This is a genomic window from Streptomyces sp. NPDC025793, from assembly GCF_055558375.1.
Window position 1 is genome coordinate 153,627 of record NZ_JBVHMR010000019.1, and the last position, 13,936, is coordinate 167,562.

12 protein-coding genes and 2 pseudogenes are annotated in these 13,936 nt (G+C 69.9%); 3 read left to right on the top strand and 11 right to left on the bottom strand.

All coding sequences use genetic code 11. The features are described 5' to 3' along the window. Nucleotides 1-105: 105 nt before the first annotated feature. On the top strand, nt 106-1,692 hold the full coding sequence (locus ACZ4MF_RS30990; protein ID WP_467495288.1) for an alpha/beta fold hydrolase: 1,587 nt from the start codon (nt 106-108) through the stop codon (nt 1,690-1,692). A 49-nt stretch (nt 1,693-1,741) separates the two neighbouring features. Here ACZ4MF_RS30990 and ACZ4MF_RS30995 read toward each other — a convergent pair whose 3' ends face one another. The 10 genes and pseudogenes from ACZ4MF_RS30995 to ACZ4MF_RS31040 all read right to left on the bottom strand — a co-directional run bounded on the left by ACZ4MF_RS30995 (nt 1,742) and on the right by ACZ4MF_RS31040 (nt 10,922). Further along, nucleotides 1,742-2,620: an amino acid ABC transporter permease gene (locus ACZ4MF_RS30995; RefSeq protein WP_467495290.1), complete on the bottom strand. Its 879-nt coding sequence runs from the start codon at nt 2,618-2,620 to the stop codon at nt 1,742-1,744. Beyond that, the gene (locus ACZ4MF_RS31000; RefSeq protein WP_467495292.1) at nt 2,617-3,261 is read right to left on the bottom strand and encodes an amino acid ABC transporter permease; all 645 of its coding nucleotides are present in this window, start codon (nt 3,259-3,261) and stop codon (nt 2,617-2,619) included. Before ACZ4MF_RS31000 ends, ACZ4MF_RS30995 begins: the two co-directional genes overlap by 4 nt. Beyond that, nucleotides 3,258-4,190, bottom strand: a complete 933-nt coding sequence (locus ACZ4MF_RS31005; protein ID WP_467495320.1) for a glutamate ABC transporter substrate-binding protein — start codon at nt 4,188-4,190, stop codon at nt 3,258-3,260. The genes ACZ4MF_RS31000 and ACZ4MF_RS31005 overlap by 4 nt, the downstream gene beginning before the upstream one ends. Before the next feature lie 34 nt (nt 4,191-4,224). Then, on the bottom strand, nt 4,225-4,968 hold the full coding sequence (locus ACZ4MF_RS31010; RefSeq protein ID WP_467495294.1) for an amino acid ABC transporter ATP-binding protein: 744 nt from the start codon (nt 4,966-4,968) through the stop codon (nt 4,225-4,227). Nucleotides 4,969-5,137: 169 nt separating this feature from the next. Next, complete coding sequence (locus ACZ4MF_RS31015) at nt 5,138-5,557, bottom strand: DUF6278 family protein (protein WP_467495296.1); 420 nt, start codon at nt 5,555-5,557, stop codon at nt 5,138-5,140. A gap of 15 nt (nt 5,558-5,572) precedes the next feature. Next, entirely contained in the window at nt 5,573-6,352 is a 780-nt protein-coding gene (locus ACZ4MF_RS31020; protein WP_362820772.1) for an exodeoxyribonuclease III, read from the bottom strand. A 36-nt stretch (nt 6,353-6,388) separates the two neighbouring features. Beyond that, complete coding sequence (locus tag ACZ4MF_RS31025; RefSeq protein WP_467495298.1) at nt 6,389-7,024, bottom strand: MBL fold metallo-hydrolase; 636 nt, start codon at nt 7,022-7,024, stop codon at nt 6,389-6,391. A gap of 46 nt (nt 7,025-7,070) precedes the next feature. Continuing rightward, nucleotides 7,071-8,360 carry a bifunctional 3-oxoadipate enol-lactonase/4-carboxymuconolactone decarboxylase PcaDC gene (gene pcaDC, locus ACZ4MF_RS31030; protein WP_467495300.1) on the bottom strand — a complete coding sequence of 430 codons (1,290 nt, stop codon included), beginning with the start codon at nt 8,358-8,360 and terminating at the stop codon, nt 7,071-7,073. A gap of 32 nt (nt 8,361-8,392) precedes the next feature. Then, nucleotides 8,393-9,489, bottom strand: a pseudogene (locus ACZ4MF_RS31035) (IS110 family RNA-guided transposase). A 293-nt stretch (nt 9,490-9,782) separates the two neighbouring features. Beyond that, nucleotides 9,783-10,922: a PucR family transcriptional regulator gene (locus ACZ4MF_RS31040; protein ID WP_467495302.1), complete on the bottom strand. Its 1,140-nt coding sequence runs from the start codon at nt 10,920-10,922 to the stop codon at nt 9,783-9,785. Nucleotides 10,923-11,009: 87 nt separating this feature from the next. Between ACZ4MF_RS31040 and ACZ4MF_RS31045 the strand changes: the two genes are divergently transcribed. Both ACZ4MF_RS31045 and ACZ4MF_RS31050 read left to right on the top strand, forming a co-directional pair. After that, complete coding sequence (locus ACZ4MF_RS31045) at nt 11,010-12,074, top strand: ferredoxin reductase (protein WP_467495304.1); 1,065 nt, start codon at nt 11,010-11,012, stop codon at nt 12,072-12,074. Nucleotides 12,075-12,081: 7 nt separating this feature from the next. Beyond that, entirely contained in the window at nt 12,082-13,200 is a 1,119-nt protein-coding gene (locus tag ACZ4MF_RS31050) for a fatty acid desaturase family protein (RefSeq protein WP_467495306.1), read from the top strand. 262 nt (nt 13,201-13,462) lie between these two features. Here ACZ4MF_RS31050 and ACZ4MF_RS31055 read toward each other — a convergent pair. After that, nucleotides 13,463-13,831: pseudogene (locus ACZ4MF_RS31055) on the bottom strand (CHAT domain-containing protein); the annotation flags it as partial. Nucleotides 13,832-13,936: the final 105 nt, after the last annotated feature.

Consider the following 13,936-nt stretch of genomic DNA (forward strand, 5'->3'; position numbering starts at 1 on the left):
TTCAACAATCTTTACCCGCACGTAACTTACCGACGGGTTACTTACGGTAAAGGGGCGCGGTTACCGTCGGGTCACTTTGCACTGACACGAGTGAAGGAGTGACCCATGGCATCCGCAGGACACGGCCGCACCGCCCTGCGCACCACAGCCGCCACGGCCGTATCGGCGGCGCTCGTCGCGGCAGGCGTCGTCGGCCTGGCCCCGGCCGCCCAGGCCGCGCCGGCCGCCGCCCCGTCCGTGCGCTTCGTGGACATCACCGGCGACGGCGGCACCGTGCTGAAGGCGAACGTCGTCGCCCCCGCGGACGCGAGCGCCACGCACCGCTACCCGCTCGTCGTGCTGCCCACGAGCTGGTCCCTGCCGCAGGTGGAGTACCTGGCGCAGGCCGAGAAGCTCGCCGACGCCGGCTACGTGGTCCTCAGCTACAACGTGCGCGGGTTCTGGCAGTCCGGCGGGCAGATAGAAGTGGCCGGTCCGCCGGACGTGGCGGACGCCTCCAAGGTCATCGACTGGGCCCTGGCCCACACCCCGGCCGACCCGCGGCACATCGGCATGGCGGGGGTGTCGTACGGCGCCGGGATCAGCCTGCTCGCCGCCGCGCACGACAGGCGGATCAGGGCGGTGGCGGCGCTGAGCGGCTGGGCGGACCTCGTCGACTCGATCTACTCGGGCCGCACCCAGCACGTGCAGGCGCTCGCCGTGCTGGACGGCCTGGGACGGCTCACCGGCCGCGAGAGCCCGGAACTGCGCGCGATGTTCCAGAACCTGTACTCCTCGAACCTGTCGAAGGAGCAGGAGATGATCGCATGGGCGAAGAAACGTTCTCCCGCGACCTACCTCGACCAGCTGAACCGCAACGGCGCCGCCGTGATGCTCGCCAACGCCTGGGGCGACACCATCTTCAACCCCAACGAGTACGCCGACTTCTACGAGAAACTGAAGGTGCCCAAGCGGCTGGAGCTGCGCCCCGGCGACCACGCGACCGCCGAGCTGACCGGCCTGTTCGGGCTGCCCAACGACGTCTGGACGGACACCGAGCGCTGGCTCGGCCACTATCTCAAGGGCGCGGACACCGGCGTCGACCACGAGGAACCGGTCCGGCTGAAGTCCCGTAGCGCGGGGGGATACGAGGGCTACCCGGACTGGAAGTCGGTCGGCGCGACCCGCGAGAAGATCGCGCTCGCGGGCTCCACCACCATCCACGCAGGCGTCGACTCGGGCGCCGACGGCGGGATCGTCTTCCTCTCCAGCATCCTGGACCAGGTCGCCCAGCTGCCGCCGATGGCCTCGATCCCGCTGCTGCCGCGCCGCTGGGCGGCCGTGTGGCAGTCGCCGCGCCACGACACCGCGCAGCAGGTGCGGGGCACGGCGAGCCTGCACACAACGCTGACCCCGACGGCGGAGAGCGGCACCCTCGTCGCCTACCTGTACGACGTGGGGCCGCTCGGCGTCGGCAAGCTGGTCACGCACGCGCCGTACACCTGGCACGGGAGGACACCCGGCACGCCGTTCGACGTCGACCTGGACCTGTTCTCCACGGCCTACGACGTACCCGCCGGGCACCGCCTCGCGCTGGTGGTCGACACGGTCGACCCGCTGTACATCGAGCACAACCCGTCCGGCGCGCAGCTGACCTTCTCCTCGCCCTCGGACGACCCGTCGTACGTGTCCGTCCCCGTGCGCGAGCAGTGATCTCCGGCTGCCGCCGGACGAGCCTGGCCCGTGTGAACTGCCGCCCCTCCTAGGGTTTCGGGACCGTGGGGGGCTCCCCGCCCGGCAGCAGCGCCCCAGGACCCGGTGTGGCGAGAGCCACCGCCTCGGTCCTGGGGCTGCGCTGCTCACGGCGGGACACCCGGACGGCGCACCACGAGAGCAGCATGCACATCCCGATGTAGATCGGCGAGATCACCATCACCACAGGGATGAACGGCAAATCGTAGTCGAGGTTGGAGGCGATCAGTTTCCCGGCATGGAGGAACTCCTCGTAGGTGATGAGGTAGCCGAGGGAGGTGTCCTTCAGGGCGACCACCAACTGGCTGATGACGGCGGGCAGCATGGCGCGCACGGCCTGCGGGACGAGGACGTGCGTCATGACCTGCGTCTTGCGCATGCCGAGCGCGAACGCGGCCTCGTGCTGGCCGCGTTCGACGGCGTTCACGCCCGAGCGCAGGACCTCGGCGAGCACCGAGCCGTTGTAGAGGGTGAGTCCGGCGACGAGCGCGGTCAGCGGCTGCGCCTTGAGCGCCACGAAGATGAAGAAGATCATCACCAGGACGGGCATGGCGCGGAAGAACTCCACGAGGACCGCGGCCACGAGGCGCACCGGCCGGTGGTCCGACAGCCGCCCGACGGCGAGCACCGCGCCGAGCACCAGGGAGAGCGCGGCCGCGACGGCGAAGGCCTTCAGGGTGTTGCCGAGGCCGCGCAGCAGCAGCTCCTGGATGCCCTTGTACGCGAAGGGCATCCACTTGGTGTACGTGAACTGGCCGGTGTCGAACAGCAGATACAGGATCCAGGCGACCAGGCCGAGGAGCACGGCGGCGGCCAGCACGCCGTAGAGGCGGTGCCGCTGCCTGGTGCGCGGGCCCGGGATGTCGTAGAGGGCGGTGGTGCCGGTCATCGGGCGACTCCCCAGGTGCGCTCCAGCGCGTGGAACAGCGCGCTGACGGCGAGCGTGATGACCAGGTAGCCGAGGGCGATCCAGACGAAGGTCCAGACGATGTTGTAGCCCAGTTCGTTGAGGGTCTTGTAGGTGCCGAGCAGTTCGGTGACGCTGAACGCGCCCGCGATGGCGGAGTTCTTCGCGAGGGCGATGAGGGTGGAGCCGACCGGCGGGATCACCGAGCGGAACGCCTGGGGCAGCACGACCAGGTTCAGGGTCTGGCCGAAGGTCATGCCGAGGCTGCGGGCCGCCTCGCCCTGTCCCCTGGGCACGGTGTTGATGCCGGAGCGCAGGGCCTCGCAGATGAACGCCGAGGTGTAGCAGCCGAGGGCGAGGACGGCGAACACCTGGAAGGGCAGCACGAGTCCGAACCGGGGCAGGCCGAGCACCACCGCGAAGAACAGCAGGGTGAGCGGGGTGTTGCGCAGCACGGTGACCCACACGGTGCCGAAGACGCGCAGGGAGGCGACGGGGGCGACCCGGAAGGACGCCATCAGGAAGCCCAGCGCCAGCGCCAGCAGCCCGGCGTAGACGGTGAGTTCGACGGTGCCGAGGAAACCCTCGCCGTAGAGGGAGAAGTTGTCGGTCAGTACGTTCATGCCGTCCTCGCACCGGGCGCCGGGTAGCGGTCGATCGGGGGCGGGTGGGGGGCGGGCACGCCGGACAGGCCGAGCGTGGCCTCGTACGCCTTCTTCCAGTCGCCGTTTTTCTGCCGGGCCTCCAGGGCGTCGTTCAGGGCGAAGCGCAGGGCGTCGTCGCCGCGCGGGACGCCGATGCCGTACGGCTCCTTCGAGAACGGCTTGCCGACGACCTTGAGTTCGTCGGGGGCCTTGGCCGTGTAGCCGATGAGGATGGCGTCGTCGGTGGTGACCGCGTCGACCTGATAGGTGAGCAGGTTGTCGACGCAGACCGAGTAGGTGTCGTAGCCGACCAGGACGGCCCTCGGGTAGTCGGCCTGGATGCGCTGGTACGGCGTGGAGCCGGCGGCCGAGCAGACGCGTCTGCCGTCGAGGTCGCCGGGGCCGTGGATGGCGTTCTCGTCCTTGCGTACCAGCAGGGACTGGCCGGCCATGAAGTAGGGCCCGGCGAAGCCGACGAGCTGCTTGCGGTTGGCGTTGATGGTGTACGTGCCGACGTAGTAGTCGATCTGGCCGTTCTGCAGGGCGGTCTCGCGGTTGGCGGAGGCGATGGTCTTGAAGTGCACCGACTGCGGCGCAAGGCCGAGGGAGGCGGACATCATCCTGGCGATCTCGATGTCGAAGCCGGAGTAGGTGCCGGTCGCCGGGTCCTTCTCGCCGAGGTAGGGCTGGTCCTCCTTGGCGCCGACGACGAAATAGCCGCGCCGCTTCGCCCGGTTCCAGGTGCCGGAGGCGGGCAGGCTGAAGCTCCGGTCGACCCGGTAGTGCGGGAGCCTGTCGGCCGCCGGGCCCTTGCTCGGCGGGCTGCCCTCCTTGCCGCAGGCGGCGGCCAGCAGCGCGAGCGCGCCGCACAGGACAGCGCCGAGGACGGCGCCCGGGGCGCGGGGCACACGGGTGGTACGGATCACGGTCGCGCTCCCCCGATCAGTGCTTGAGGATCTTGGAGAGGAAGTCCTTGGCGCGCTCGCTGCGCGGGGCGGTGAAGAACTCCTCCGGGGTGCGGTCCTCGACGATGCGGCCGTCGGCCATGAAGACGACCCGGTTGGCGGAGGCGCGGGCGAAGCCCATCTCGTGGGTGACGACGACCATGGTCATGCCGTCACGGGCGAGCGCCCGCATGACCTCCAGCACCTCGTTGATCATCTCCGGGTCGAGGGCGGAGGTGGGCTCGTCGAAGAGCATCGCCTTGGGGTCCATGGCGAGGGCGCGGGCGATGGCCACGCGCTGCTGCTGGCCGCCGGAGAGCTGCGCCGGGTACTTGCCGGCGTGCGCGAGCAGGCCGACCCGGTCGAGGAGTTCACGCGAGCGCCGGTCGGCGTCGTCCCTCGTGCGCCTGCGGACCTTGACCTGGGCGAGGGAGACGTTCTGGAGGACCGTCCTGTGGGCGAAGAGGTTGAAGGACTGGAAGACCATGCCGACCTCGGCGCGCATCCGGGCGAGCGCCTTTCCCTCCTCGGGCAGCGGCTCGCCGTCGAGGGTGATGGTGCCGGACTCGACGGTCTCCAGCCGGTTGATCGTCCTGCACAGCGTCGACTTCCCCGACCCGGACGGGCCGACGACCACGACCACCTCTCCCTTGCCGACGGTGAGGTCGATGTCCCGCAGGACATGCAGTTCCCCGTAGTACTTGTTGACGCCCAGCAGTTCGATCAACGGATCGACGGCCATCCGCAGCCCTACTCACTCTCAGCTGTGTCGTGGTTGCCGCAACCTATCCAGACGCCAGCGGAGTTGAGGGACGACACGCACTTTTCGGGCATTAGCCGTATTTACCGCAAACGGGGTGGTGGTGTGAGGGGGCGGGTGTCGACGGCGGGGACCGGCGGCAGGAACCGGCTCAGCTCTCGGCGATCTCGGCGTACAGCTGGGACAGCTCGGGGACGCCGCTCGCCGCCCACTCCTGACCGGCGTCCGCGACCTCGATCTCCCGGCCGGAGGACAGGAGGACGACGGGCTCCCCGCCGGGGCGGATCCGCCAGCGGGCGCCGGGCACGGTGCGCACCACGACCGTGCCCAGATAGAGCCCCGCGTCATGGCCGAGCCCGGGCAGGGTCTCGGTGTCGTCGCGCCAGCGCGGGACGACCTGGTCCAGGGCCTCCAGGGAGGCCGGGGTGTCGTCGAGGCGGACACCCGCCTGATCCGCCTGTGCGCGCAGCAGCTCGCACTCGGACAGCAGCGCGGCGACCGACTCGGGGTCGGCCGGCAGCGCCGCCTCGCCGTTCTTCTTGTGCCGGTGGCTCAGGAACGGAAGGTTCATGGCCCCAGCCTGGCATCACACGTCGAGGTCGACCACCACCGGCGCGTGATCGGAGGCGCCCTTGCCCTTGCGCTCCTCACGGTCGACGTACGCGTCCTTGACCGCCTTGGCGAAGGGTTCGTTGCCGTACACCAGGTCGATGCGCATGCCGCGGTTCTTCGGGAAGCAGAGCTGGCGGTAGTCCCAGTAGGTGTACGGGTGGTCGTACTTCAGCGGGCGGGGCACGACGTCGTCCAGGCCCGTCTCGCGCAGCGCGGCGAGGGCGGCGCGCTCGGCGGGGGTGACGTGGGTGAGGCCCTCGAAGGCGGCCGTGTCGTAGACGTCGTCGTCCGTCGGCGCCACGTTGTAGTCACCCAGGACGGCGAACGGGCGGCTGCCGCCCGCGTCACCGGCGACGGCCGCCTTCAGGGCCTCGAACCACCGGAGCTTGTACGCGTAGTGCGGGTGGTCCACCTCGCGGCCGTTGGGCACGTACACCGACCAGACGCGGACCGGGCCGCACGTCGCCGAGAGGGCACGCGGCTCGCTCGCGCCGTCGTACCCGGGGTCGCCGGGCAGGCCCTTGACCACGTCCTCGATGCCGACGCGGGAGAGCACCGCCACGCCGTTCCACCGGCCGGTGGCGTGCACCGCCGCCTCGTAGCCCAGCTCGCGCAGCGGGTCGAACGGGAACTGCTCCTCGGCGACCTTGGCCTCCTGGAGGCAGAGCACGTCGGTGCCGCTGCTCTCCAGCCAGGCCAGCAGTCTCGGGAGGCGGGCGGTGATCGAGTTCACGTTCCAGGTCGCGATGCGCATGTCCCACAACCTACCCGCAGGCTCTGACAACGGGCCTCAGAGCTCCGCCGAGGCTCCCGGGGCCAGCCGCAGGTGGTCGGTGCCGCCCAGGGCGCCGATCTGGCGGTCGTAGATCGGCCGGGCGAGGTCGGTGAGCAGGGCGTCGTGGACGTCGTAGGCACGCTGCGGGCGCACCTCGCGGACGTAGTCGATGACCTCGGAGATCTTGTTCCAGGGCGCCATCACGGGAAGCATCAGCGTCTGAACCGCCCGGTCGGGGACGGTGAGGGCGTCGCCGGGATGGAAGACCCTGCCGTCGTCGATCAGGTAGCCCACGTTGGTGATGCGCGGGATGTCCGGGTGGATCACGGCGTGCAGTTCGCCGTGGACCTGCACGTCGAAGCCGGCCGCGGTGAACGTGTCGCCGTGGCCGACGGTGTGCACCCGGCCCGGGAAGGCCGCCGCGACCTGCTCCGCCACGGACCTCAGCGTCCAGATCTCGGCGGCCGGGTTCGCCTCCAGCGCGGCGCGCAGCCGGCCCTCGTCGAAGTGGTCCGGGTGCTCGTGCGTGACCAGGACGGCGTCCGCGCCGACGGCCGCGTCCGCCTCGCTGAAGCCGCCGGGGTCGATGACGAGCGTCCGCCCGTCCTTCTCCAGGCGGACGCAGGCGTGGGACTTCTTCGTGAGCTTCATGCCCGCCATCCTGCCGCCTGCGGCAGCCCGGCGGTCACCCGACGCCTCACGCGTCGGGCGTGGTCTCCTCCGCGATGACCCCCTGGGCCACCCGGAAGGCGCGGTGCGCGGCCGGCACCCCGCAGTACACGGCCGTGTGCAGCAGCACCTCCCTGATCTCGTCCGGGGTGAGGCCGTTGCGCAGCGCCGCCCGGGTGTGGGAGGCGAGATCCTCCAGGTGGCCGCCCGCGACCAGCGCGGTCAGCGTGATGCAGCTGCGGGTACGGCGGTCCAGACCCGGCCTGTCCCAGACCTCGCCCCAGGTGACGCGGGTGAGGAAGTCCTGGAAGTCCCCGGAGAACGCGTCGGCCGCGGCCAGCGCCCGGTCCACGTGCGCGTCGCCGAGCACCTCGCGGCGGATCTTCAGCCCGGTCTCGTACCGGTCGGCCGGCGCGGGCAGCGCGGCCGGCACGGGGGCCGGCGCGATCTCGGCGACCGGCACGACCGGCGGCGGCGCGACCGGGACGGGCAGGGCGGCGAGGCTCGGCAGGGCCGTGTGGCCGGTGTCGCACGGCTGCTGCCAGGCGGTGGAGAAGTGGTGGACCAGCAGGTCGGTGACGGCGGCCGGCTGCTCGACGGGGACCAGGTGGGAGGCGCCGGGGACGACCGCGAGCCGGGCGTCCCGGATGCCGGCGACCAGGGTACGGGCCTCGGCGGGCCCGGTGACACCGTCGTCGGAGCCGACCAGCACGAGGGTCGGCGCGCCGGCCCGGCCCAGCTCGGCACGGACGTCGAAGGCGGCCAGGGCCTCGCAGGCGGCGATGTAGCAACCGGGGTCGGTGGTGCGGACCATCTGCACCGCCCACTCGGTGATCGCGGGCTGGGCGGCGGCGAAGGAGCCGGTGAACCAGCGGTCCGGGGAGGTACGGGCGATCGGGTCGAGCCCGTTGGTCCGCACGATCACCCCGCGCTGGCGGAACTCGTCGGCGGTCCCGAACCGGGGCGAGGCGGCGACGAGCGCCAGCGAGGCGAGCCGCTCCGGGTGACGCAGCGCGAGCTCCAGCCCGATCGCGCCGCCCAGCGCACAGCCCGCGTACCCGAACCGCTGCACGCCGGCCGCGTCCAGCGTGGCGAGCAGCCGGCCGGTCAGCTCGGCGACGGAACCCGCCGGGTGAGCGGGGGCGCCGCCGTGCCCGGGCAGGTCGAACCGGAAGACCCGCCACTGCTTGGTCAGTTCCGGCACCTGCCGGTCCCACATGTGCCATGTGGTCCCCAGGGAGGGACCCAAGATCAGGACCGGAGCGTCTTCTGGCCCGTCAAAGCGGTATTGCAGGGTGTTCGGTGGTGTCTCGCTCACCCGTCCGACCCTCTCATCTGTCACGACAGCCCCTATGAGCGGGGTGCCGGCTGTAGCTGTCTCACCAGGTGGAAGACCTCCCGGGCCGCGTATCGCTTGAGACTTCGGACGATTTCACGTCGAGTCTTGCCTTCCTTGCTGCGGCGTTCGTAGTAGTCCTGGGTGCGTGGGTCGACGCGTAGGCGGGTCTGCACGATCCGGTGCAGGGCCGCGTCCGCTTGCCGGTCGCCACCCCGGTTGAGGCGACGGTATTGCCGACTGCCCGAGGAACGCTCGACTGGGCTGACCCCGCGCAGGGCCGCGAAGGACGCCTCACTGCCCAGGCGTTCCGGGTTGTCCCCGATCGTGATCAGCAAAGTGACGGCTGTGTCCGGACCGATGCCCACTGCCTCGAGCAGTTGCGGAGCGTGGTGCTCCACCAGCCGGGACAGGCGGCCTTGCAGCTCCAGGACTTCTTCGCTGAGCTGCCCGATGCGCCGGGCCAGCAGACACAGCGTGATGTGCGTAGCGTGGAGCACCGCCCCTTCGTCGTCCTCGTGGTTCAGGCTGTCGTCGACGAGCCCGGCGCAGGTGCGGAAGAGTTCTGCGTTGCCCAGCCCGGCCAGTTCCGTCCTCAGTTGCGGATCGGCACGGATGAGTACGGCCTTGAGCTGGTTGATCGCCTGGGTGCGGGCCTTGACCGCCGGGTCCTTGGCCAGCTTGTACATCCGGGCGATCTCCACCGGCCCATCGCCCGTCTTGGCCTGGGCACGCGCCCGCCCGCTCAGCACCGCCCGGGCCGCGTTCTCGGCATCGAGCGGGTCCGACTTGCCTCGCCGTCGGCGGTCCGGTCGAACCGGTTCACATCGAAAACGGCCAGGCCCTGGGCCAGCAGGTAGCGGGACAGGGCCGCCCCGAAGGAACCGGTCCCTTCCACTCCGGCCCGGCGTACCGTACCCGACGCCCTGGCCCACCCCAGCAGGTCTCGGTATCCGGCCGCGGTGGCCGAGAATTCCTTGGTGCCGATCACCTCCCCCCATAGGGAGAGCACGGCGGCCACATGGGCATCCCGGTGCGTGTCCACTCCCAGGACCACATCCCCCGCCGGCCGACGCCGACGAGAACGCGAAGCGGAGGACATGCCGATCATGCTCATTCCCCTCCAGCCCAACGGCTCATCGCCTAGCCGGCACCGGGCCGCGCGGACGGTCAGAATCGGTGATGACGCCTTTCCGGCAAGCCCCTATCGAGACACGCCCGCTCAGTCCGAAACCAGCAACGCACCGCCCCCGGCCGGTGGTCGACACAGTGTGAGCAGGACACCTGTACTCGGTCATGACTGTGGTGACAGTCGGCTGATCGGGGGCTGGCCTGCGAGCGCGGTGTGTCGGCGTCGAGTGTTGCCGGGATCCGCCGGGAGTTCGTGGACGGTCGAAGTACGCGTCAACTGGCCCGAAGACCGACCGCCAGCGTCAGTTCAAGGACCCGGTGTGGCGATGCGAGATCCGGAAACAGCTCCCGCAGCTGCGACATCCGGTACCGGACTGTCTGGGGATGGACGAACAACGCCGCCGCCACCTCGTCCCGCCTGCCCTGGTGCAGCAGCCACGCCCGCAACGTCTCCTCCAGCCGCCGTGCGGTCGCGACAGGCAAGGTGCGCAACGGTGCGAGGGCTCGGACACGCAGGTCTGCGAACGCGTCCACGTCGGCGCTCAGCACCAGCTCGGGCAGGTGGTCCTCGGTGTCGCGGATATCAGAGGAGAGGGAGCGCGCGCGTACGGCTCGTGCGTACGAGGCGGACGCACGAGTCCATGGCCGGGCCGGGCCGACCACGGCGGTGCGGTCGGTCAGCTGCCGCAAGAGATGTGATCGGTCGGAATCGGGGACGAGCAGCACACCGGTGGTGTCCGGCAGATCGTCGAGGACGAGGGTGCTCGGGTCGAGCGCGCGGTAGGCAGGCCGGGCCTGGGCGGCGGGCAGCAGGACCGCCGTCAGCGAATCCGGAGGCTGCCATCCGGCCCGTTGAGCAGAGGCCAGCAGCACGTCCGGGCTCGCTCCGGCGAGGAGGTCGCGGGCCAGGTGTTCCAGGTGGCGCTCGTGGGCCCTGCCCCGGGCGGCCAGTTCGTCGGCATGGCCCGCGGCGCTCGCGGCGGAGAGCTCGTCGATGTAGGCGAAGGTCAGCTCCGCGAACTTGGCGACCTCGGCGGCGGGCAGACCTGCGGACACGGCGCCCGCTGCCAGGCATCGCCAGGCCACGCGGGCGCCGACGCGGTAGGCGCTGAGCAGGGCGTCCATCGAACGGCCGTCGCGCACCTCGCCGCGGCCCAGCTCGTAGGCCGCGTCACCGCCGTCGCCGCCCGTGGCGTTCCCGCTCGCGAGGTCCAGGTAGTGCCCGAGGGCGGTGCGAACGGCTCGGCGGATGGTGCCGCCCATGCTGCCCGAAAGGGCGTTGGCGTAGGGAGGGACCTCGTCGATGATCGCCTGGACGACCTCGTCGGCGGTGGTCTTCAGCGCGGCCCGAAGTGCGGTGACCGTCGTCTCATCCAGGGCCAGTTCGCTGGCCCTCTGGGTTACACGACTCATGTTTTTATTCCCTGCGAACAATTCCACCCACCAGATTCACGCCCTACGGTCAGGACTTTACGCCCTGAGACGCAGCAAGCTGGAGTCATGACGAGTGCAGCCCTTCGCAGCAGGGCGTGGAAACTGCTGGAGATGGTCACGACGCCGCTGCTGCCGTCGGACTACCTCGACCTGGTCAACCCGCTGCGTGCGGGCGCCGACCTGCGGGGGCGCATCGAGGCCGTGCACCCCGAGACGGGTGACGCCGCGACCATCGTGATCAGGCCGGGACGGGGCTGGCGCGGCCACACAGCCGGTCAGTACGTGCGGATCGGGATCGACGTCGACGGCGTGCGCCTGTGGCGTGCCTACTCCCTCACCTCGCCGACGAACCGCCAGGACGGCCGCGTCACGATCACAGTGAAGGCGATCCCGGACGGCAAGGTCAGCAACCACCTGGTCCGCAGGGCGAAACCGGGCACGCTGATCCAGCTCGACCAGGCGACCGGTGACTTCGTGCTGCCGCAGGCCAAGCCCGCCAAGGTGCTCTACCTGACGGCCGGAAGCGGCATCACGCCCGTGATGGGCATGCTGCGCGACACCGAGTTCGACGACGTCGTCATGGTCCACTGCGCGCCACGGCCGCAGGACGTGATCTTCCGCAACGAACTGCACGACCTGGTAGCGGCCAAGAAGCTTCGGCTCACCGAGGTGCACACCGCCACGGACGGCATGCTCGACATCGCCCGTCTCGACGAACTCGTGCCCGACTGGGCCGAGCGCGAGACCTGGGCTTGCGGGCCCGCGGGCCTGCTCGACGCCGCTGAAGAGCACTGGAGCGAGCACGGCGTCCAAGAGCGCCTGCACACCGAACGCTTCCGCCCCGGCGTCGTCGTCGCCGGCGACGGATGCGGCGGCGGCGAGGTCACGTTCAGCGCCACCGGCAAGACCGTCGACGCGGACGGCGCCACGCCGTTGCTGGACATCGGCGAGGAGGCCGGCGTGCTCATGCCCTCCGGGTGCCGCATGGGCATCTGCTTCGGCTGCGTCACGCCGCTCAAGGCGGGCGCCGTCCGCGACCTGCGCACCGGCGAGATCACCGAGGCCGAGGCGGGCGTCCTCATCCAGACCTGCGTGTCCGCCGCGGCGGGCCCTTGCGACATCGAACGGTAGGAGCACCTTGACCGCCATCGACCCCACCGCCCACCTGACCGCCGAGCAGATCGAGGGGCTCGGCCGCGAGCTGGACGCGATCCGCGACGAGGTGATCGCCGGCCGCGGCGAGAAAGACGCCGCCTACATCCGTAAGGTCATCTCGGCACAGCGCAAGCTCGAGCTGGTCAGCAGGGGCGTGCTGCTGTTCTCGATCTTCCCGCCCGCATGGCTGCTCGGCACCGCCGGCCTGTCCGTGGCGAAGATCATGGACAACATGGAGATCGGCCACAACGTCCTGCACGGCCAGTGGGACTGGATGCGGGACCCGAAGATCCACTCCACCACCTGGGAGTGGGATCACGTCTCGCCGTCCGACCAGTGGAAGCACTCGCACAACGAACTGCACCACACGTACACCAACGTGATCGGCAAGGACAACGACCTCGGCTACGGCATCATGCGCGTCGACGAGGACCAGAAGTGGCACCCGTTCCACCTCGGCCAGCCGCTGTGGAACTTCATCAACGCCTGCTTCTTCGAGTACGGCATCGCAGCGTACGACCTGGAGCTCGGCAAGAACCTGCACAAGCGCCGCCGCAAGAACCCGGAGTTCCGCGCACGGGCCAAGGCCGTGGGCCGCAAGATCCGCAAGCAGGTGCTCAAGGACTACGTGATCCACCCGCTGCTGTCGGGCCCGTCGTTCCTCACCACGCTCGCCGCCACGTTCACCGCGAACCTGGTCCGCAACATCTGGTCCCACTCGGTGATCATGTGCGGGCACTTCCCCGAGGGTGTACAGGTCTTCGAGCGCCGGTCGATCAAGGACGAGACGCGCGGCCAGTGGTACCTGCGCCAGATGATGGGCTCGGCGAACATCAGCGGCAGCAGGGCCATGCACTTCATGACCGGCAACCTGTCGCACCAGATCGAGCACCACCTGTTCCCGGACCTGCCGAGCAACCGGTACGCCGAGGTCGCGGTGAAGGTGCGCGCGCTGTTCGAGAAGTACGAGCTGGAGTACGTCACCGGACCGCTGCCCAAGCAGGTGTTCTCCGCGTGGCGCAAGGTCTTCCGGCTCTCGCTGCCGAACAAGAAGCCCGAGGTCAAGACGCCGGACCGTGAGCAGGAGCTCGTCGCCGCCTGATTGTTACAAGCACCTGGCTCACGAACCCGAGGTCAGGCGCCCTTGTCCGCAGGCTCCAGAATCGCCACGCACTCCACGTGATGCGTCATCGAAAAGACGTGCCAAAACGCGGAAACTGGATATCTGCGGGTCAGCGTAGGTTCACGGGGCGCCTTGAACGGCTCGTCCGGCCCCGGAGCGTCAGACGAGCGTCTCCGCGGTGGCGCTACAGCATCGACGAGACGGGTCCGAGGTAGTCAGCTGAGCAATCCACAGGACTCTCTCAGACGACTCCGGTGATCTTGAATGCAGCCCAGAACAGCGGGCTTTCGGCGACCTGTTGGTCAAAGTGGCTTCGCCAGTCCGGAAGCATCGCGTCGATTGCTGATTCGGCGGCGCGCACCGGACCTGCCTCCCAGGGCACTCGCCACCGGTGTCCGCTTAGGTAGCGGATGGTGGCGGCGTAAGCGGTGTGGGAGTCCGCGCCGACGCCGAGGTGTGCGTGGAGCACAGCGGAGAACACGACGCCTTGCGGGTCAGTGTTTTCCCACAGAGTGGAGATGACCGCTTTTGCGCCGCGGGCGAGAAAGGCGGACTCGATGCTGCGCAAGGTCTGCACGGTAGGGCCGGTGCCTTCATGCGTGCCCGTTCCGCAAGCGTTAAGTGGGCGTTAAGTCCGATCTTCCTCGGTTCGTGATCGCTCGATCGTGGTACTGACAGCCGTACGAGCCGTCGGGTGGGCATGTCCATGTTGAGA

Coding starts and splice junctions, on each gene's coding strand:
- ACZ4MF_RS30990 (WP_467495288.1), top strand. CDS start 106: ATGGCATCCGCAGGACACGGCCGCACCGCCCTGCGCACCACAGCCGCC.
- ACZ4MF_RS30995 (WP_467495290.1), bottom strand. CDS start 2,620: ATGACCGGCACCACCGCCCTCTACGACATCCCGGGCCCGCGCACCAGG.
- ACZ4MF_RS31000 (WP_467495292.1), bottom strand. CDS start 3,261: ATGAACGTACTGACCGACAACTTCTCCCTCTACGGCGAGGGTTTCCTC.
- ACZ4MF_RS31010 (WP_467495294.1), bottom strand. CDS start 4,968: ATGGCCGTCGATCCGTTGATCGAACTGCTGGGCGTCAACAAGTACTAC.
- ACZ4MF_RS31015 (WP_467495296.1), bottom strand. CDS start 5,557: ATGAACCTTCCGTTCCTGAGCCACCGGCACAAGAAGAACGGCGAGGCG.
- ACZ4MF_RS31020 (WP_362820772.1), bottom strand. CDS start 6,352: ATGCGCATCGCGACCTGGAACGTGAACTCGATCACCGCCCGCCTCCCG.
- ACZ4MF_RS31025 (WP_467495298.1), bottom strand. CDS start 7,024: ATGAAGCTCACGAAGAAGTCCCACGCCTGCGTCCGCCTGGAGAAGGAC.
- ACZ4MF_RS31040 (WP_467495302.1), bottom strand. CDS start 10,922: ATGAGTCGTGTAACCCAGAGGGCCAGCGAACTGGCCCTGGATGAGACG.
- ACZ4MF_RS31045 (WP_467495304.1), top strand. CDS start 11,010: ATGACGAGTGCAGCCCTTCGCAGCAGGGCGTGGAAACTGCTGGAGATG.